This window comes from Aeromicrobium sp. S22, from assembly GCF_009661045.1.
Taxonomy (GTDB): domain Bacteria; phylum Actinomycetota; class Actinomycetes; order Propionibacteriales; family Nocardioidaceae; genus Aeromicrobium; species Aeromicrobium yanjiei.
Window position 1 is genome coordinate 464,172 of record NZ_WJWV01000002.1, and the last position, 19,199, is coordinate 483,370.

Here is a 19,199-nt window from a genome sequence, read left to right on the forward strand (position 1 = left end):
TGGTCCTTCGACGAACGACGAGGTGCACGATGTTCTTCCGCCGCAAGCGACACGATCACCCACCACGCGTGGCGACGTTCCGTCCGTCGCGCGCCAGCCAGCAGCAGGAGAACACGAGGCTCCGGTACATCGCGGTCCTGCCCTCGCTGCTGCTGATCGGCGGAGTCACCGTCGGGGTGCTGTCTGCCGACGACCGCCGTGCGGCCCTGCTGACGTACGGCGGGCTGCTCGCCGTGGCCGGCCTCATCGCCGCGCCGATCATCGTGGTGCTGTCGGCCCGCAACAGGATGCTGTTCGCCAACAGCTCCCTCACCGTGACGCCCGAGGCAGTGACACACGTCGACCGTCGGGGCAGGCCGACCACGTTCGACCGTAGCGACCCCACGCTGACCTCGCTGCTGACGTGGGTCGAGCCGACCGCGCTCCCGTACGGCGGAGTGTTCCCGCCGAAGACGCAGCTGCTGTTCATCGCCGACAGCACCCGACAGGTCCGAGTCGCCGGAAGTGACTGGGAGACGGACGACCTCAGGTCCGTGACGGAGGCTACGAACGGGCACGCCGCCGAAGGCGTCAGCACGGCGCGGCAGGTGAACGAGGCGATACCGGGAGCCATGAGCTTCCGCGAACTGCGTCCCTTGACGTTCGCGTTGGCGGTCGGCTTCGGCTCTGTTGCTTTCCTCCTGATGGTGATTGTCCTGATCGCGTTCTTGCTGAGCTGACCGCGACGTGGCCCCTGTTGACCAAGGGTGGGTGGTGGTCCGGATGTGCGGTGACGGCGGTGGCTTTACGCCCGCTGCGTGCTGGCCACCGGCTGTCGGCACGTGCGGATGTCGAAAACTCACGTCATTTCCCCGCGAGTGAACCAGCGGTTCGGCTCACGTCAGCAACGGCTGAGTCCTGACACGACGAAAGCCCTCACCGATCCCGTGCGGGCTTCTGGCTGTGGGACCACTTCTCTCGTCGTGGCCATCGCGCGGGGCGGACCGCCAGGAAGCAAGTACTGGATCCTCGGTGTCTCGGTGCGTTGATGTTCTCCTCGAGGGACCGCGAACGGTCCGTGACGGTCATAGATGGGGTGACCCGCAGTCATGCCCCTACCGTGGGTGCCTCGGTGCCGTTGACGTGCGCCCCGGGATGAACCGTGATTTGGTTGTCGCCATCATCGATGAGTCGGCCCACGATCGTGCCGTGCACGTCGACCGTGCCGTCGCTGACCACGAGGTCACCGGCGATCGTGCCGGCCACCGTGACCGAGCCTGCCAGGACCGTCACGTCTCCGGTCACTGTGCCGTGTACCTCCAGTTTTCCGCCGCGGACTTCGCACGAGCCAGCGACCGTGCCTTGGACGTCGACGTCGCTTCCGTCGTCCACGATGAGGTCGCCCTCGTGCTCATCTGTGATCACGTCCATGGGTCGCCTCTCTCACGGGTGGTGCGATCGACGTTACTCTCCTCGCTGCCACTTTCCTCGTCCTCGTGGTTCTCGGCGCGGATGTGGTCGGCGAGCAAACAAATCGTCGTCGAGTCCAACGTCTGCCTGCACTCGACGCAGGTGCCGGCGGTGTAATCGGGCCGGATCCGCAGACCGCGCGCCCGCGTCTTTCCCCGCAAAGGGTCTACCGGCCAGTCTGTCGCGATCACCGGAATCCACATGCCCGGAATGGGCTGCGAGCGCGGGAGAAAGTGTCGGTGGCCACCACTAGTTTTGAGGTATGGCCATCACGACAGCTCCGACCACTGAGTCGCTGTCGGATGCCGTACGACGCCAGGCCCGGGCTGAGGCTCACACCGTCCAGACGATGCTCGACTACCGGGACGCCGAGATCGCCCGCACCGCCTCGATCGAGTCGTCTCTGCGGCGCAAGATCGAACGATCCGCGATCGCATTGACGATCGGGGAGGCCACCGGCATGTCCGAGGCACAGATCCACCTGCGCCTGTCGATCGCCGACCGCGTGCGCGAGAAAACCCCCCTCGTGTGGGAGGCATTCGTCGACGGGCTGATCGACTTCTCCCGGGTCCGCGACATCAGCGCGACCATCGAGAAGCTGCACCGTCAGGAATCCGTCGACCGGCTCGACGACCGCGTCATCGGCTACGCGACCAGCCACACCGGGGCCGAGCTGCAGCAGTGGCTGCGCCGATTCGTCCAGCGGGTCGAGTCCGACCTCGCCACCGAACGAGCCGACGCCCAACGGGACCAGCGGCACGTCTCCGTAACCCACGGGGACGACTCGATGTCCTGGTTGAACGCCTACCTGCCCTCCCACCAGGCTGCGGCCATCGAGGCGCGTCTTCGCAAGGAGGCTCGCAAGTCCGCAGACCCTGACGACGACCGCACCGTGGCCCAGCGTGAGGCCGACCTGCTGGTCGCCTGGTGCACCAGCTCCGACTCCGTCACCTCAGCTGTGGACGCGAACATCGCCGTGACCGTCGGAGCGGACGTCCTTGCCGGTGCGACACCGGGGTTCGCGGAGTCCACCGACGGCGCCTGGGCTGTGCCCGCCCCCTGGCTCGCCGAGGTGATTGCGAGCGGGAGCACGTTTTGGCACCGCATCGTCGTCGACCCGATCACCGACGACGTCCTGGCCCACGAATATGTGGGCAGGTTCGCCCCCGACACCCTCGCTCTTGCGCTGCAGTTCCTCCACGGTGTGTGCCAAGCACCCGGCTGCATGGTGCCCTCGGAGCGGTGCGATCTCGACCACCGAATACCCCACCCCGCCGGGCCCACCAACGGAGACAACATGGGACCGCTGTGCCGACGACATCACAACCTCAAGGGCCACGGCCTGCTGCACTGGTCGACCAGCCCACCCCAACCGCCACCCGAGCCCCTCGTCATCGAGCTCTACCCACCCCGGACCGACTTCGTGATGGAGTACGTCGCCGCCTGAGCGCGGATGCTCCGCGCCAACGTCGGGATCATGATCGCTGCCAGCGCGGCGACGAACCCTGTGGTGACGTGTCCCCGCGCCCGGGTGGCGTTCATGCCCCGTCCTCTGCCGGCAGAACTGATCACCGGGGCGTCGCGGTGTCGCTCCTTCTGCAGGTGAGGAGCAGACCGACGACCAGCTCGTCACGGATCAGCCCCACGATCGTCTCCTGCTGGGACTCGGCGCGCTGCCAGCGTTCGTCGTCGCGGTGGTCGCGCTCGACGACCTGCTCGACCTCCGTCGCAGCCTGGTCCCAGTCATCCGGGGTCGCCGGGACGTCGGCGAGCGGCGTCTCCGCGACGACCGTGAGTCCGGTCGCCGCCAGGTGGTCGAGGAGCTCGGACCGGCTCGGGAACGAGTTGCCCTCCGGCTGGTCAGGCAGGGACTCGACCCCCCGGGTGTAGACGAGCAGGCCGACCGCACCGCCGGGGACCACAGAGCGCCGCAGCTCCTCGAGGTAGGTCCGCTTGTCCTCGATCGTGCACAGCACGCCGAGGGACCAGGCCGCGTCGAACGTCTCGTCCGCGAACGGCAGCCTGAGGCCGTCGGCGACCGTGGTGGGGTGGTCGAACAGGCGCACCGCGGCGCGGCAGGCGCCCTCCATCGGCTCCGCCAGGACGGGACGCACCCCGTAGCCACGGGCGACGTACTCGGCCGGGCCGCCGACGCCCGCGCCGGAGTCGAGCAGGCGCATGCCCGGCTCCAGCCCCATCGAGGTGGCCAGCCAGTCGAGCCCGGCCGGGCTGCCGCTGCCCCGGCACGCGGCCGGCAGGGCGTGGTCCTCACCCAGCTCCTCGACCGCGGACGCCGTCCACCACGCGACGGTGTCGAACTCGTCGACCATGGGTTCTGCCTCGCTCATGCACCCTCCCGGATCAGATGACCTGTCTCAGCCTTGACCTGCGCCCCGGCCAGCGCCCCGTCGCCGGAGGCCAGCCCGGAGAGGTTGACCCCGGCCACACCGTCGATGGCCAACAAGGCCCGCGCCTCGTCCAGGGCCGTCTCGATGCCCGCCGACCGTACGTCCGCGGCGCCGAGCACCTGCGCGACCTGACCGGGATCGAGGTGGAGCCCGGGGAAGTTCTGCAGCACGCGGGCCGAGCGCTCGTCGGTGTAGAGGGCCACCGCGGCGATGACCGGGATCGTCAGGCCGAGGTCGCGGGACGCAGCCACGAAGGTGGCGACCTCCTCGGCGGTCCCCACGTGGTTGAGGACTGCCAGGTGGGCGCCCGCGTGCTGCTTCTGCACCAGGCGTGCGGGGCGAAGGCGCTGTGGGACTGCCGACGGCGCCTCCGGCACGGCGACGGCGTGGCCGGCCCGGGCCGCGAGCGCGGCGAGCTGCGTGCCGTCGAGATCGAACACCTGGGTGACGTCCGGGCGTACGCCCTGGGCCCGGCCGTCCCCGGTCACGCACAGGACGCCGTCGACGCCCGCGACCGCGAGGCCGGCCAGCTCCTGCTCAAGCACGACGCGGTTGCGATCGCGGCACGCGAGGGTCACCCACGGCACTCCCCCGGCCTGGGCGATCAGCGCCGCCATCAGTGTCGGCGGGAAGTCGGGTCGGTTCTGGTGCTCCCCGACCAGCACGGCGTCGCACGAGTCGGCGAGCGTCCGCGTGACCTCGGCCAGGCCGTCCGGGTCGTACGCCGGGATGGTCAGGTCCGTGAGCACCACGGGCCGGTGCTCCGCAGCCTCCAGCAGGGCGCTGCCCGGGGTCGTCGACGGCAGCAGCTCCCGCTCCCACCGCACGGTGTCCGCGGCAGGGCCGGCGAACGGGCAGGGACGCGGGTCGATCTCGCACGACGCGTCGTCGCGTACGCCACCGCACGGGCCGAAGGTCATCGCCTTCGGGCAGGAGGTGGCAGAGGACACCTGCCAGATACTAGACCGGGACCAGCCAACCGGCAGGTCGCCGCGGGGTGATCAGCCCGCGGACCGTTGCGCGATGCGACTACGCCCAGGAGCGTCGCGCGACGACCAAGGGGTACGACCACGTCATGGTCAACTACGCCTTCGAACCCCACCCGATCGTCCGACTGCTCGAGAAGCCTGCTGCCGAGTTCACCTGCAACGATCTCGTCCACGCCGCGGAACAGCTGGAGCTGCGCCAGGTCAACCTGCGTTATGTCGGCGGCGACGGGCGGCTCAAGACGATCGCCTTCCCGATCGACTCGCAGGACCACCTCACCGAGGTGCTCATGCAGGGTGAGCGGGTCGACGGCTCGAGCATCTTCCCGGGCGTCGGCAGCCAGGCCAGCGACGTCTACATCGTGCCGCGTCACCGCACCGCGTTCGTCAACCCGTTCGGAGAGCGTCCTTCGCTCGACGTGCTGTGCTCGTTCTACGACGAGGACGGCAAGCCCTTGTCGTACGCGCGTGAGCAGGTCGTCCGCCGGGCGTCCGAGGTGCTCACCGAGGACACCGGGATGGTGCTCGAAGCGTTCGGCGAGCTCGAGTACTACCTCGTCGACGAGCCCGAGCGGGTGTTCCCGGTGGAGGAGGAGCACGGCTACCAGGAGTCCTCGCCCTTCTCCAAGGGAGAGTGGGTACGCGAGGAGGTCCTGGGGCATCTGGCGAGCATGGGCATCAAGCTCAAGTACGCCCACGGGGAGGTCGGCAACATCCTCGAGGAGGACCGCCAGCTGGTGCAGCACGAGATCGAGTTCTGGCCCGTGCCGATCGAGCAGGCCGCGGACGCACTCGTCATCGCCAAGTGGGTCGTGCGAGAGGTCGCCTACCAGCACGGCCTGGAGGTGACGTTCGCCCCGTCCGTCAGCGGTGAGGGCGCCGGCAGCGGACTGCACGTGCACAGCAGGCTCGTGCGTGACGGTGCCAGCGCGATCACGGACGACGGCGGTGTCAACGACACCGGACGTCAGCTGATCGCGGGCTACCTGTCGATGGCGAAGGCGCTGACGGCGTTCGGCAACACCGTCCCGACGTCGTACCTGCGCTTCACCGAGGGCGGCGAGTCGCCCGAGGGCATCTGCTGGGGAGAGACCGACCGCACCGGTCTGGTCCGAGTGCCGCTCGCCTGGGGAGGCGGCGTGCTGCCCGGAATGGTTGCCCACGCCAACCCCGGCAGCTCCGAGCCGATCCCCGAGCAGGACATCCACCCGCAGACGGTCGAGCTGCGGCTCGGCGACGGCTCGGCCGACGTCCACCTGCTCCTCGCCGGCATGGCCGTCGCGGCCAGGCGCGGGCTGCGCGACCCCAAGAGCCTGAAGCTGGCCGCACGTCTCAGCACCGAGGACCACAGCAAATTCGAGCAGCTGCCGGAGTCGTGCGCCGAGTCGGCCGATGCCCTCAAGCGCGACCGGGCGGCCTTGGAGGCCGACGGCGTCTTCCCGCCCGACCTCGTCGACGCGGTGATCGAGGGACTGCGAGCTCACGACGACGCCAAGCTCTTGAAGAAGGCCGCCAGGAACGACGAGACCCGAGAGGAGCTCGTGCGGCGCTACTGGCACGTCGGCTGAGCGGGGTCGGCAGACACCGTGCAAGGATCCACCTGGCTCGCCGCGGCGACCGTTCTCGTCGCGGCCGCCTGCGGCCCCAGCAGCGCGGATGCGCCGCCCGCCCGCGCCAGTGCGACACCCGACGTCCGTGACGGCTTCGCCGCGCTCGAGACGTCGTACGACACCCGGCTGGGCGTCTTCGCGGTGGACACGGGCACCGGCCGTCGGGTGACCTGGCGCGGCACCGAACGGTTCCCGTTCGCCTCCACGATCAAGGCACCGCTGGCGGCGGTCGTGCTCGATCGCACCTCACGCCGGGGCCTCGCCCGCACCATCCGTTACGACGCGTCCGATCTGCTGCCGGGCTCACCTGTCACCGAGAAGCACCTGGCCGACGGGTTGCCCCTGCGCGACCTCATCGACGCTGCGCTGCGATTCAGCGACAACACGGCAGCCAACCTGCTGTTCGAGCAGATCGGCGGGCCGGCCCAGCTGGATCGCGAGCTGGACCGCATCGGTGACCGCGTCACCAATCCCGAGCGCACCGAGCCGGACCTCAACTCCGCCGTCCCGGGGGATGTCCGCGACACCACGACGCCTCAGGCCCTGGCGACGACGGTCGGCGAGTACGTCGTGGGCAAGGCGCTGCCGCGCCACGACCGCGACTTCTTGCGCACCACGATGGTCGACAACACGACCGGCGATGCGCTCATCCGCGCGGGCGTGCCCAAAGGGTGGGTCGTCGCCGACCGGACGGGCGGTGCGAGCCACGGCGTGCGCACGGCGGTCGCGGTCGCGTTCCCTCCCGGACGCTCCCCCGTCCTGATCGCAGTCATGTCGAGGCGCGACCAGATCGGCGATGAGTACGACGACGCGGTCATCGCCGACGCCACGCAGATCGCGATCGGTGCGCTTGGTCTGGCCTGAGCCGACCGGGCCGATCCATGACAAACTTCAACCGTGCATCATGACTACTCCGGAGATCAGTACGCCCGCATGGCTCGCGCGCTGGCCGGCGAGCTCGGTGTCACGGCGACGCACGAGTCCGCGACCGCGACGGCCCTGTCGATCGTCGACGGCTGCGATCACGCCGGCATCTCGCTGGTGATGAGGAATCGCAAGATCAAGAGCGTCGCCCCCACCGACGACGTCGTGACCCGCGCGGACGACCTCCAGTACGAGACCGGCGAGGGGCCCTGCCTGCAGGCGATCCACGACCAGGAGACCGTCTACTCCAGCGACCTGCGCAGCGACGATCGCTGGCCCTCCTGGGCCCCTGCGGCCTCGTCATCGCTCGGCATCCGCACCGCTCTCAGCCTGCAGCTGTTCATCGGTCCCGATGCGATGGGCTGCCTCAACCTCTACTCCGACCAACCGCACGCGTTCGGACCGGACGAGCGCGTGTCGGCTCACGCGCTCGCGGCCCACATCGCCGTCGCGATGACCGCAGCAACGGACCAGGAGAACCTGAGCTCGGCACTGATCAACCGCACGCTGATCGGACAGGCCGAAGGAATGATGATGCAGGCCCTGCAGATCACGGCCGAGCAGGCCTTCGCCGCGATGGTCCGCGTCTCCCAGGCCCGCAACGTCAAGGTCCACCGCGTCGCGTCCGAGATCGTCAAGAACGGGCTGAAGGCCGGGCTGTTCGACTGACCCGGCGTCGCGACCCTGCCACACGGCCTCGCGCGGCTCTGCAGCAGGTGCCACGACGGCGCAGCGCGCACGCCGGATAGCCTCGACGGGTTCCCCCTCTCGGGGACCCCGCCCGTCAGCACGACCAGGAAGTGGTAGGACATGACCGACTCGACCCTGCAGGCCGTCTTCGACCAGGTCATCGCCCGCAACCCGGGCGAGGCCGAGTTCCACCAAGCCGTCCGCGAGGTCCTGGACAGCCTGGGTCCGGTCGTGGCCAAGCACCCGTCGTACACGCAGGCCGCGGTGATCGAGCGCCTGTGCGAGCCGGAGCGGCAGATCATCTTCCGGGTGCCGTGGGTCGACGACGCGGGCAACGTGCGCATCAACCGGGGCTTCCGGGTCGAGTTCAACTCCGCGTTGGGCCCGTACAAGGGCGGACTGCGGTTCCACCCGACGGTCAACGTCGGCATCGTGAAGTTCCTCGGCTTCGAGCAGATCTTCAAGAACGCGCTGACCGGGCTGCCGATCGGCGGCGGCAAGGGCGGCAGCGACTTCGACCCCAAGGGCTGCAGCGAGGGCGAGGTCATGCGCTTCTGCCAGTCGTTCATGACCGAGCTCTACCGCCACATCGGCGAGTACACGGACGTGCCCGCGGGTGACATCGGCGTCGGCGGCCGCGAGATCGGCTACCTGTTCGGCCAGTACAAGCGCATCACCAACCGCTACGAGTCCGGGATGCTCACCGGCAAGGGCATCACCTGGGGCGGCTCGCAGGTGCGCAAGGAGGCGACCGGCTACGGCACGGTCTTCTTCGTCGAGGAGATGCTCAAGCAGCAGCGCGAGACGTTCGAGGGCAAGCGCGTCGTGGTCTCGGGCTCGGGCAACGTCGCTATCTACGCGATGGAGAAGGTCGTCCAGCTCGGCGGCACCGTGGTCGCGTTCTCCGACTCCAGCGGCTACGTCGTCGAGGAGGACGGCGTGGACGTCGAGACCCTCAAGCAGGTCAAGGAGGTCGAGCGAGGCCGGATCGCCGACTACGTCGAGCGCCGCGGAGGCCGAGCCCTGCTGGGCTCGAGCGGATCGATCTGGGACGTGCCGACCGACATCGCCCTGCCGTGCGCGACGCAGAACGAGCTCGACGAGGACCACGCCGCGACGCTCGTGCGCAACGGCTGCCGCATCGTCGCCGAGGGCGCCAACATGCCCACCACCGCAGCGGCCACCAAGGTCCTCGCCGATGCGGGCGTGCTGTTCGCTCCCGGCAAGGCCGCGAACGCCGGCGGCGTCGCGACCAGTGCCCTCGAGATGCAGCAGAACGCGTCGCGCGACTCGTGGTCGTTCGAGCACACCGAGCGCCGCCTCGACGAGATCATGCGCGGCATCCACGACCGGTGCCTCGCCACCGCCGACGAGTACGGGGTGCCGGGCGACTACGTCGCGGGAGCCAACATCGCCGGCTTCACGCACGTCGCCGACGCGATGCTGGCGCTCGGGGTCATCTAGGCGACCCGGAAGCCCCCTACCCTCGGGGGATGCGCACCCTCCGCACGATCCTGCTCCCCCTGGGCCTGGTCGCGATGCTCGTCGCGACGGCGCTGCCGTCCCACGCCGAGCAGCGCGGGACCCGCTACCCGGGGCACACGGACATCGTCGCGACCACGTTCTGGGTCGGCGAGATCTTCGACCCGAGCGCCGAGGACGGCAGCCAGATGTTCTCGACGTACGACGACCACTGGTTCGAGAGCTACGGCGGGTGTGACGGCGTGGTGACCGCGCGAGGCTGCGAGACCGAGAGGCGCACGGCCCGCAACGGCTACTTCCCCACGAAGATGAAGCCGCGGGAGAACCCGTTCTACCTCGACCTGCCCTACGACGACCTCAACGACCGCGCCGGCTTCGCGCAGCGCCGCAAGGTCGTCCCGTGGGCGGACAAGTCCCCGTGGAGGAGGATCGTCCGCGACCCGGACCGCAGCATCATGAAGAACCGCTGGGTCAAGATCAGCCGCCGGGGCCACCACTGCTACGGCCAGATCCAGGACGCGGGGCCGGGCAAGTACCACGACAAGAAGTACGTGTTCGGAACCAAGGACGCCCGTCCGGCCAACAAGCGCTACAACCGGGCGGGCATGGACGTCTCCCCCGCACTGAACGGCTGCCTGCACTTCTCCGAGCTCAACGGTGACAGCGACCGCGTGGACTGGCGCTTCGTCGACTACGCGCAGGTCCCACCGGGGCCGTGGAAGCGGATCATCACCCGCAGCTAGAGAGTGCCGATTCGGCCACGGCGCTGCCCCACTCGCCCTAGCATCGTCGGATGCGCACTCCCCGAGGACTGGTCCTCCTCGTCACGCTGGCTCTCGCGCTCGTCGTGCCGGTCGTCCCGGCGTCGGCGGCACCTGCCCGACCGAGCGCCCCGTACGTCGTCGCGTCATCGCCGCACTCCCTCACCGTCACCTGGCCCGCGGCCAAGGGCGCGAAGCGCTACCGCGTGGCCTACTCACGGTCGCACGCGCGGGCATCCACCTCGTCCGCGACCACCCGCTCGACGACGGGGCGGTCGACCAGGCTGACCGTGGGCGGGCTGCGCCCCGGCACGACGTACTGCCTGACCGTCCGCGCGATCGGACGTGGCGGATCGGGTGCACGCTCCAGCGCCCACTGCCACGCGACGATGCCGCGAGCCAACAAGACTTCGCACCCCTCGATCTCGGTCGTCACCTACAATCTCTGCAGCACCGCGCAGGGTTGTGGCAGGTGGTCCCTCCGCCGTGAAGCGATCTTCGCCAAGATCAAGCAGGCCGACGCGGACATCGTCTCCCTGCAGGAGAGCGGGCTCAAGCGCAAGGAGCTGCGGCCGCGGCTGGAGCAGCTCGGCTACCGGCAGGCGCACCTCAGCCGGCGCAACGTCATGTACTACCGCGCCGCCCGCCTCGTCCAGGTCAAGCGCGACGTGCCGATCCCGATCTGCCTCAGCAAGCCGTACACCGGGGCCATCGACTACACCTGGATCGACGACTACCACTGGGACATGGTCACCGACAAGCCGTACCGGCTGTACAAGGGGACCTGGTACTACGCCGGGGACGAGTGCCCCGGCGTGGGCATCCCTGCGCCCTTCGAGAGCTCCTTCCGACTGCCCCACGGACGCCCGGCCGACTGGATCGGCCTGCGTGACAGGCTCACGGGCGATGAGCTCCTCGCCGTCAACGTGCACCTGACGCCGGGACGCACGGCAGGGGCCACCCGTCGGCGCAAGAGCGAGACGGCCGCACTGGTCCGCCACATCGACCGGACCGCGAAGAAGATGCCTGTCGTCCTCACTGGCGACTTCAACTCCGACCGCACCCGCTCCGACGACGTCGTCGGCAGACTGCTGGGCAAGGCCGGCCTCGGCGACGCGTACCAGCGCTCGGCGACCTACACCCGTCCCTATCTCAACAGCTACAACGGCTATCGCCGCACGCCGAACCGCAACACACGGTGGGGTGGGCACATCGACCGGATCTTCGTCCGCGGAGGCTTCGGGGTCACCGGCTGGGAAGTCATGGCCGACCTCAGGCGCGGGCGGTACGTCGGCGCCCGCGCCTCGGACCACAACCCCGTCCGGGCCCGACTCTTCATGCCGTCGCCCCGGAGGGCAGCGCCGTAGCCCCTCAGACCGCGAGCGCGGCGTCGGCGTCGAGACAGGCCGAGGCCAGGCGCCCGACCGGGTCGGCGAGCAAAGGCTCGAACGCGAGCTCTGCCGCCCCGTGGAGCACCGAGTCGCCGCCCAGCCCGGGCAGCGTGACCCGGACCAGCTCACGCGGTGCGATGAGGGCATGCACCTCCAGCTCGCGCTCCACGTCCTCGTGGACCAGGGGGAACAACGAGCGCAGGTAGCCGCCGAGCACGATCACCCGCGGGTTGAGCATGTTGACCATCCCCGCGAGCCCCCGCCCGAGGTGCCGGCCGACCAGACGCAGGTCGTCGGGTGCCTCGTGCACGCCCTCGAGGAACTCACCCAGCGCCCCCACCCGCTCGGCGGGGCAGCCGATCGCGAGGGCGATCGCGTCCGCGCCGATGACGGTCTCCCAGCAGCCGTGCGCGCCGCAGTGGCAGAGCTTGCCCTGCGGCACGAACGGCATGTGCCCGATCTCGCCCGCGTAGCCTCCCGCTCCCTCGAGCTTGTGCCCGTTGACGATGACGCCAGCACCCACGCCGACCTCGCCGGAGAGGTAGACCAGGTCTTCGACACCGACGCCGGCTCCCCTGAGGTGCTCTGCGAGGGCACCCAGGTCTGCGTCGTTGCCCAGGACCGGCACCGCGAACGTGCCGATGCGGTCCGCGAGGATCTTGGCGAACGGGACGTCGCGCCAGCCGAGGTTGGGGGCCAGGCGCACCAGGCCGTCATCGGCCCGGATGATGCCCGGCACCCCCACGCCGACCCCCACGAGCGCCGAGCCGGGTTCGACGTCCTTGACGACCAGCCGCATGAGCTCGACGACCGAGGACGCTGTGGCGTCGGGGTCGTGGCCGGTGGGCACCGGGCCGGTGGCCCGGGCCTGCACGACTCCCCCGAGCCCGACCCGGGCGACCGTCAGGCCGTCGACCCGCAGGTCGACGGCCAGGACGTACGCCCCGGTGCGTGCCTTGACGTCCACGGAGGGGCGTCCGGCGCCGATGCGAGCCCCTGAGGGCTTGGCCTGCTCGGCCAGGCCCAACGACTCCAGCTCGGTGACCAGTCCTGCGATCGTGCTGCGGTTGAGTCCCATGCGCGCGGTCAGCTCGGCCCGGGAGAGCCTGCCGGCACGATGCACGTGACCGAGAACGGTCCCGAGATTGTGCCGGCGGACGTCCTCCTGGTTGGTGCCGACTCCAGCGCGTCCGGCGGAGGCCATGCCTACAGGCCTGTCGCGGAGCGCCGCCGGCGGGAGATCGCGTCGACGCTGGCAGCGAGGAGCAGCACGCCACCGGTGACGATGAAGTTGATGTACGACGCCTGGTCGAGCAGACCCAGGCCGTTCGCGATCGTCGCGATGACCAGACCACCGATGACCGCGTCGCGCGCCTTGCCCTTGCCGCCGAACAGGCTCGTGCCGCCGATGACCGCCGCACCCACGGCGTACAGCAGCGTGTTGCTGCCGCCCGACGAGGTCGAGACCTTGCCGAGGTTGGACGCTGCGATGATGCCGCTCAGCGCAGCCATGCTCGAGGAGAACACGAACACCGAGATGCGGATGCGGTCGACGCTGATGCCGGCGCGCCGTGCGGCCTCGGCGTTGCCGCCGACCGCGTAGACGTGGCGGCCGTAGGAGGTGCGGCTGAGCACGAACGTCCAGAAGATCAGCAGCGCCGCGACGAGCAGCAGGACGTACGGGACGCCCTCGATCGTGAAGCCCGGGTTGGGCGCACGGTTGACGTTGAGCACGGCAGTGACGACGAGAACGATCACGGCCAAGGCCACGATCTGCGCCACGACGACCGCGAGCGGCTGGTGCTGCAGGCCCTTGGTGACCTTGGCGCGGTGGCTGCGCAGCGAGAGCGCCGCGAACGCCACGATGATGACGATCGCAAGCACCCAGCCCCACACCACGGGGACGTTGCTCTTGGTGATGCCCTTGATGACCTCCTGGTCGACGCGGACCGAGCCGCCGTCGCCGATCAGCTTGAGCGTCACGCCCTGCAGACCGAGGAAGAACGCCAGGGTCACCACGAACGACGGGATGCCGAGCTTGGCGACCAGCACGCCGATCACGAGGCCGATGACGGCACCCGTGACGAGGGCGAGCAGCACTGCGACGCCCCACGGTTGATCGTGCTTGGCGATGAGCAGGCCCATCACACAGGCCGAGACACCGCCGGTGACGCCCGCCGACAGGTCGATGTCGCCGAGCAGCAGCACCAGGACCAGGCCCATCGCGAGCACGATGATGGCGCCGGCCTGGGTGATCAGGTTGGCCATGTTGAGCGCGGAGAAGAAGCGGTCGTTGGCGAAGCCGAACACGATGAACAAGACGATGAGGCCCAGGATCGCCGGGAGGGCGCCCATGTCGCCGCCGCGCACGCGGTTGACGTACGCCCGGGCGGCCTCGCCGAGCGTGTTGGACTGCGTGCGGTCGTTGGCGAAGCCCGCCTCTTCCGCGTCCGAGATGATGTCAGTCATGTCTGGTCCCTCAGGCGTTCGCGGACGGGGCGGCAGCCCCGTCGATGTCGGAAGATGTACCGGTCGTGATGAGCTCGACGATCTGACGGGACGTGACGTCCTTCGTCGCGACGTCGGCTGCCACCCGGCCGAGATAGAGAGCGGTGATGCGGTCCGCGACCTCGAACACGTCCGAGAGGTTGTGCGAGATCAGCAGCACGCCCACGCCGGAGTCGGCGAGACGCCGCACCAGGTCGAGCACCTGGCGGGTCTGTGCCACGCCGAGCGCCGCGGTCGGCTCGTCCAGCAGGACGACCTTGGAGTTCCACAGCGCCGCCTTGGCGATCGCCACGGTCTGGCGCTGGCCACCGGAGAGGCTCGAGACGCTCTGGCGCACCGACTTCACGGTGCGCACCGACAGCGAGGCCAGGACCTCACGGGCCTTCGACTCCATCGTGGTCTCGTCGAGCACGGGGCCCTTCTTGACCTCGCGGCCGAGGAACATGTTCTCGACGATGTCGAGGTTCTCGCACAGGGCGAGGTCCTGGTAGACCACCTCGATGCCGAGGGCGGAGGCGTCCTTGGGGCCGTGGACCGTGACGTCCTCGCCCGCGAAGCGGTACTCGCCGCTGTCGATCGGGTAGATGCCTGCGACGGCCTTGACGAGGGTGGACTTGCCGGCGCCGTTGTCGCCGACGAGTGCCGTGACCTGGCCCGGGTAGATGGTGAGGTCGACGTCGTGCAGGACGTGGACGACACCGAAGCTCTTGTTGATTCCTCGCAGCTCGAGGAGCGGGGACGTGCTCATTGCTGGGCCTCCGATGGGGCGCTGTGTGCGGCGGTGCGGTGATGACGGGGCGTTGCGGGCTGCGGCTCCCCGGGTCGTCCCCGGGGAGCCGCCACCTGTGTGTGTCAGCTGATGCCAGCGTCAGCGCACAGCTTGGTGAAGTTGCCGGTGCAGAGCTCCGAGGCCTTCATGTCGCCCGCGTCGATGACGGCCTTCACGTTGGTCTTGTCGATCGCCACCGGGTCCAGCAAGACAGCCGGGACGTCACGCTTGCCCTGGTCGTCCGTGACGGTTCCCGTGGTCTCGGGATCTTCGCCCTTGACCATCGCGATGGCGACCTCGGCCAGCGCGCCGGCCTGGCCGGTCGCCGACTTCTGGATCGTCATGCACTGGTCACCCGCGAGGATGTTCTGCAGGCCCTCGACCGTGGCGTCCTGGCCCGTGACCGCGACCTTGCCGGCCTGACCGTTCTTGTCCAGGATCGAGATGACCGCGCCGGCGAGGCCGTCGTTGGCCGCGTAGACGCCCTCGACCTTGCCGTCGACCTTGGTGTAGAGCTGCTCGAAGATCGTGACGGCCTGCTCGTTGTCCCAGTCCGGGACAGCCTGCTCGCCGACCTTCTTGTACTTGGTGTTCTTGTCGAGGACGCTGTGGGCGCCCTGCGAGAAGAGCGTCGCGTTGTTGTCCGTCGGCGAACCGTTGAGGTAGATCAGGTTCGCGTCCTTGTCGCCCAGGCACTTCTGGAGGCCCTCGCCCTGCAGCGCGCCGACCTTGCTGTTGTCGTACGAGATGTAGACGTCAGCCGAGCCGCCCAGCGTCAGGCGGTCGTAGTCGATGGTCTTGACGCCCTGGCTCTTGGCCTTCTCCTCGATGGCCGCACCCGAGTCGGAGTCCAGGTTGACGATCGCGAGGACGGTCACACCATCGGTGATCATGCCGTCGGCGATGGTCTGCATCTTGTCCGCGTCGCCCTCGGCGTTCTGGATGTCGAAGTCCACGTTGGCGGCCTTGAAGGCCTTCTCCAGCGCCGGCTTGTCGGCGCTCTCCCAGCGGACCGACGACTTCGTGTCGGGCAGGATGACGCCGATCTTTCCCTCGGCCTTGTCGCCGCTGCCGCCGCCGTCGCCTCCGCCACTGTCACTGTCACTGCCGCCGCACGCACTGAGCGCGAGAGCCGCACCCATGACCGTCGCCAGCATGAGATTGCGTGTCCGCTTCACACAGACCGCCTCCAATTCCTCCAGTTGTGCGTCGCGGCCGACGTGTTTCGTCCACGTAACGCGTTTGTTGTTCGACACAACGTATAGCGTGAGAGAGGTCACGTCCAGCACTTGCGACAACAAATTGTTGTCGCGGACAGCATTTTGTGGCGCGGTGAGAAAAAATCAGGGGCACCGCCGTGTCGGCGATGCCCCTGACCTGCGAGAACTGATCAGGCGAGCAGGCTGCGCAGCACGTACGGCATGATGCCGCCGTTGCGGTAGTAGTTCGCCTCGCCCGGCGTGTCGATGCGCACGACCGCGTCGAACTCGACCGTCGAGCCGTCCTCGGAGCGCGCCGTGACGTGGATCGTCTTGGGCGTACGACCCTCGTTGAGCTCGGTGATGCCGGTGAAGTCGAACGTCTCCTCGCCCGTCAGGCCGAGCGACTCGGCGCTCTGTCCCTCGGGGTACTGCAGGGGCAGGACGCCCATGCCGATGAGGTTGGAGCGGTGGATGCGCTCGTACGACTCGGCGATGACGACCTTGACGCCCAGGAGCGCGGTGCCCTTGGCCGCCCAGTCACGCGACGAGCCCGAGCCGTACTCCTTGCCCGACAGGACGACCAGCGGGACGCCGGCCTCCTGGTAGGCCTCGGACGCCTCGAAGACCGAGGTGACCTCGCCACCGTTGATGAGGTTGCGGGTGTAGCCGCCCTCGGTGCCGGGAGCCATCTGGTTGCGCAGACGGATGTTGGCGAAGGTGCCGCGGATCATGACCTCGTGGTTGCCACGACGCGAGCCGTACGAGTTGAAGTCGCGCGGCTCGATGCCGTGCTCCGACAGGTACTTGCCGGCCGGGCTGTCCTTCTTGATCGCACCGGCGGGGCTGATGTGGTCGGTCGTGACCGAGTCGCCGAGCTTGAGCAGCACGCGCGCACCGGTGACCTCCTCGACCGGCGACGGCTCGAGGGCCATCCCGTCGAAGTAGGGCGCCTTGCGGACGTAGGTGGACTCGGGGTCCCAGGCGAACACGTCGCCGTCGGGCGTCGGCAGGTTCTGCCAGCGCTCGTCGCCGGCGAACACGTCGGCGTACTCACGGCTGAACGTGTCGGAGTCGATCGACGACGCGATGACGTCCTCGACCTCCTGCGGCGACGGCCAGATGTCCTTCATGAAGACGTCGTTGCCGTCCTGGTCCTGGCCCAGCGGCTCGTTGAACAGGTCGACGTCCATCGAGCCGGCCAGCGCGTACGCGATGACCAGGGGCGGGGACGCGAGGTAGTTCATCTTGATGTCGGGGTTGATGCGACCCTCGAAGTTGCGGTTGCCCGACAGCACGGCGGTGACCGCGAGGTCGCCGTCGTTGACGGCCTTGCTGACCTCGGGGATCAGCGGACCGGAGTTGCCGATGCAGGTCGTGCAGCCGTAGCCGACGAGGTTGAAGCCGAGCTTGTCCAGGTAGACGTTCAGGCCGGACTTCTCGTAGTACTCGGTGACGACCTTCGAGCCCGGTGCCAGCGTCGTCTTGACCCACGGCTTGCGCTGCAGGCCCTTCTCGACGGCCTTCTTGGCCAGCAGGCCCGCGCCGATCATGACCGACGGGTTGGACGTGTTGGTGCACGACGTGATCGCGGCGATCGTGACGGCGCCGTGGTCGACCTCGAACGACGTGCCGTCCTCGAGCGTCACCATCTGCGGGTTGCTCGGACGTCCGGCGCCCGACGGGGCGGGGGCGTTCGGCTTGTCGCCGCCCTGGCCGTCGTCGGTGCTGCTGGGCACGTCGGAGGCCGGGAAGGACTCGTCGACGGCCTCGTCGTAGCCGTTGAGGTCCTGCTCGGTGTAGTCGGCCAGCGCGGTGCGGAACGAGCCCTTGCTCTCGGTCAGCGAGACGCGGTCCTGGGGACGCTTCGGGCCGGCGATCGACGGGACGACGTCACCCAGGTCGAGCTCGAGGTACTCGGAGTAGCGAGCCTCGTGCTCGGGGTCGTGCCACAGGCCCTGCGCCTTGGCGTACTCCTCGACCAGCGCGATCTGCTGCTCGTCGCGGCCGGTGAGGCGCATGTACTTGGTGGTCTCGTCGTCGATCGGGAAGACCGCGATGGTCGAGCCGTACTCGGGGCTCATGTTGCCGATCGTGGCGCGGTTGGCCAGCGGGACGGCGCCGACGCCGGAGCCGTAGAACTCCACGAACTTGCCGACCACGCCGTGCTGGCGCAGCATCTCGGTGATGACGAGCACGAGGTCGGTCGCGGTGGCACCCTGCGGCAGCTCGCCGGAGAGCTTGAAGCCCACGACGCGCGGGATCAGCATGCTGATCGGCTGGCCGAGCATGGCCGCCTCGGCCTCGATGCCGCCGACGCCCCAGCCGACGACGCCCAGACCGTTGACCATCGTGGTGTGCGAGTCGGTGCCGACGCAGGAGTCCGGGTAGACCGTGCCGTTCTTGTCGAACACGACGCGCGCGAGCTTCTCGATGTTGACCTGGTGGACGATGCCGGTGCCCGGGGGGACGACCTTGAAGTCCGCGAACGCGCCCTGGCCCCAGCGCAGGAACTGGTAGCGCTCACGGTTGCGCTCGTACTCGATCTCGACGTTGCGCTCGAACGCCTCGGGCGTGCCGAAGACGTCGGCGATGACCGAGTGGTCGATGACCAGCTCGGCGGGAGCGAGCGGGTTGATCTTGGTCGCGTCGCCGCCGAGGTCGGCCATGGCCTCGCGCATCGTGGCGAGGTCGACGACACAGGGCACGCCGGTGAAGTCCTGCATGATCACGCGGGCGGGCGTGAACTGGATCTCCTTGCTGGGCTCGGCGTTCGCGTCCCAGGAGGCGAGTGCCTCGATGTCGGCCTTGGTGATGTCAGAGCCGTCCTCGGTGCGCAGCAGCGACTCGAGGAGGACCTTGAGGCTGAACGGGAGCGACGCGACATCGAGTCCGTCGCCCTCCACCGCGCCCAGGCGGTAGTAGTCATAGGAGGCATCCCCGACAGTGAGGGAGTCCTTTGAGTTGAAGCTGTCGACGGCCATCGTCATTCTCCTTCGCGGGTCGGCTTCCATCCTGCCCA

Annotated in this window: 17 protein-coding genes; 8 read left to right on the top strand and 9 right to left on the bottom strand. The window is 69.0% G+C overall.

Annotated elements, in window-relative coordinates; genetic code table 11:
• The first annotated feature begins 68 nt into the window (after positions 1 to 68).
• A complete protein-coding gene (locus tag GEV27_RS10945; protein WP_153652500.1) occupies positions 69 to 719 on the top strand; it encodes a hypothetical protein in 651 nt (216 codons plus the stop codon).
• A gap of 367 nt (positions 720 to 1,086) precedes the next feature.
• On the opposite strand, the gene GEV27_RS10950 is transcribed toward GEV27_RS10945, so the two are convergent.
• Together GEV27_RS10950 and GEV27_RS17575 are read right to left on the bottom strand one after the other, a co-directional pair.
• Entirely contained in the window at positions 1,087 to 1,410 is a 324-nt protein-coding gene (locus GEV27_RS10950) for a hypothetical protein (RefSeq protein ID WP_153934282.1), read from the bottom strand.
• Complete coding sequence (locus GEV27_RS17575; protein WP_194944183.1) at positions 1,401 to 1,652, bottom strand: hypothetical protein; 252 nt, start codon at positions 1,650 to 1,652, stop codon at positions 1,401 to 1,403. The genes GEV27_RS10950 and GEV27_RS17575 overlap by 10 nt, the downstream gene beginning before the upstream one ends.
• 59 nt (positions 1,653 to 1,711) lie before the next feature.
• On the opposite strand from GEV27_RS17575, the gene GEV27_RS10955 reads away from it, so the two are divergent.
• Entirely contained in the window at positions 1,712 to 2,896 is a 1,185-nt protein-coding gene (locus GEV27_RS10955) for an HNH endonuclease signature motif containing protein (protein ID WP_153934284.1), read from the top strand.
• A gap of 121 nt (positions 2,897 to 3,017) precedes the next feature.
• Here the strand turns inward: GEV27_RS10955 and GEV27_RS10960 are convergent, their stop codons facing one another.
• A complete protein-coding gene (locus GEV27_RS10960; protein ID WP_153652497.1) occupies positions 3,018 to 3,797 on the bottom strand; it encodes a class I SAM-dependent methyltransferase in 780 nt (259 codons plus the stop codon).
• On the bottom strand, positions 3,794 to 4,807 hold the full coding sequence (locus GEV27_RS18075; RefSeq protein ID WP_309222187.1) for a methylenetetrahydrofolate reductase C-terminal domain-containing protein: 1,014 nt from the start codon (positions 4,805 to 4,807) through the stop codon (positions 3,794 to 3,796). The genes GEV27_RS10960 and GEV27_RS18075 overlap by 4 nt, the downstream gene beginning before the upstream one ends.
• 47 nt (positions 4,808 to 4,854) lie before the next feature.
• On the opposite strand from GEV27_RS18075, the gene GEV27_RS10970 reads away from it, so the two are divergent.
• The 6 genes from GEV27_RS10970 (at position 4,855) to GEV27_RS10995 (ending at position 11,677) form a co-directional block, all read left to right on the top strand.
• Entirely contained in the window at positions 4,855 to 6,411 is a 1,557-nt protein-coding gene (locus GEV27_RS10970) for a glutamine synthetase family protein (protein WP_309222188.1), read from the top strand.
• Positions 6,412 to 6,429: 18 nt separating this feature from the next.
• The gene (gene bla, locus GEV27_RS10975) at positions 6,430 to 7,317 is read left to right on the top strand and encodes a class A beta-lactamase (RefSeq protein ID WP_309222189.1); all 888 of its coding nucleotides are present in this window, start codon (positions 6,430 to 6,432) and stop codon (positions 7,315 to 7,317) included.
• A gap of 33 nt (positions 7,318 to 7,350) precedes the next feature.
• The gene (locus GEV27_RS10980) at positions 7,351 to 8,046 is read left to right on the top strand and encodes a GAF and ANTAR domain-containing protein (protein WP_153652494.1); all 696 of its coding nucleotides are present in this window, start codon (positions 7,351 to 7,353) and stop codon (positions 8,044 to 8,046) included.
• 141 nt (positions 8,047 to 8,187) lie between these two features.
• The gene (gene gdhA / locus GEV27_RS10985; protein ID WP_153652493.1) at positions 8,188 to 9,531 is read left to right on the top strand and encodes an NADP-specific glutamate dehydrogenase; all 1,344 of its coding nucleotides are present in this window, start codon (positions 8,188 to 8,190) and stop codon (positions 9,529 to 9,531) included.
• A 29-nt stretch (positions 9,532 to 9,560) separates the two neighbouring features.
• Entirely contained in the window at positions 9,561 to 10,292 is a 732-nt protein-coding gene (locus tag GEV27_RS10990) for a hypothetical protein (RefSeq protein ID WP_153934286.1), read from the top strand.
• 50 nt (positions 10,293 to 10,342) lie between these two features.
• Positions 10,343 to 11,677 carry an endonuclease/exonuclease/phosphatase family protein gene (locus GEV27_RS10995; protein WP_153934288.1) on the top strand — a complete coding sequence of 445 codons (1,335 nt, stop codon included), beginning with the start codon at positions 10,343 to 10,345 and terminating at the stop codon, positions 11,675 to 11,677.
• Between the two features lie 4 nt (positions 11,678 to 11,681).
• On the opposite strand, the gene GEV27_RS11000 is transcribed toward GEV27_RS10995, so the two are convergent.
• The 5 genes from GEV27_RS11000 to GEV27_RS11020 form a co-directional block, all read right to left on the bottom strand.
• A complete protein-coding gene (locus GEV27_RS11000) occupies positions 11,682 to 12,905 on the bottom strand; it encodes an ROK family transcriptional regulator (protein WP_153652490.1) in 1,224 nt (407 codons plus the stop codon).
• 2 nt (positions 12,906 to 12,907) lie between these two features.
• Complete coding sequence (locus GEV27_RS11005; protein ID WP_153652489.1) at positions 12,908 to 14,170, bottom strand: sugar ABC transporter permease; 1,263 nt, start codon at positions 14,168 to 14,170, stop codon at positions 12,908 to 12,910.
• A gap of 10 nt (positions 14,171 to 14,180) precedes the next feature.
• Positions 14,181 to 14,957, bottom strand: coding sequence for an ATP-binding cassette domain-containing protein (locus tag GEV27_RS11010; RefSeq protein ID WP_153652488.1), 777 nt, complete (start codon positions 14,955 to 14,957; stop codon positions 14,181 to 14,183).
• A 104-nt stretch (positions 14,958 to 15,061) separates the two neighbouring features.
• Positions 15,062 to 16,156, bottom strand: a complete 1,095-nt coding sequence (locus GEV27_RS11015; RefSeq protein WP_153652487.1) for a sugar ABC transporter substrate-binding protein — start codon at positions 16,154 to 16,156, stop codon at positions 15,062 to 15,064.
• A 212-nt stretch (positions 16,157 to 16,368) separates the two neighbouring features.
• Positions 16,369 to 19,161 (bottom strand): aconitate hydratase, encoded by a 2,793-nt coding sequence (locus GEV27_RS11020; RefSeq protein WP_304518464.1) that lies wholly within the window; start codon positions 19,159 to 19,161, stop codon positions 16,369 to 16,371.
• Positions 19,162 to 19,199 lie beyond the last annotated feature (38 nt).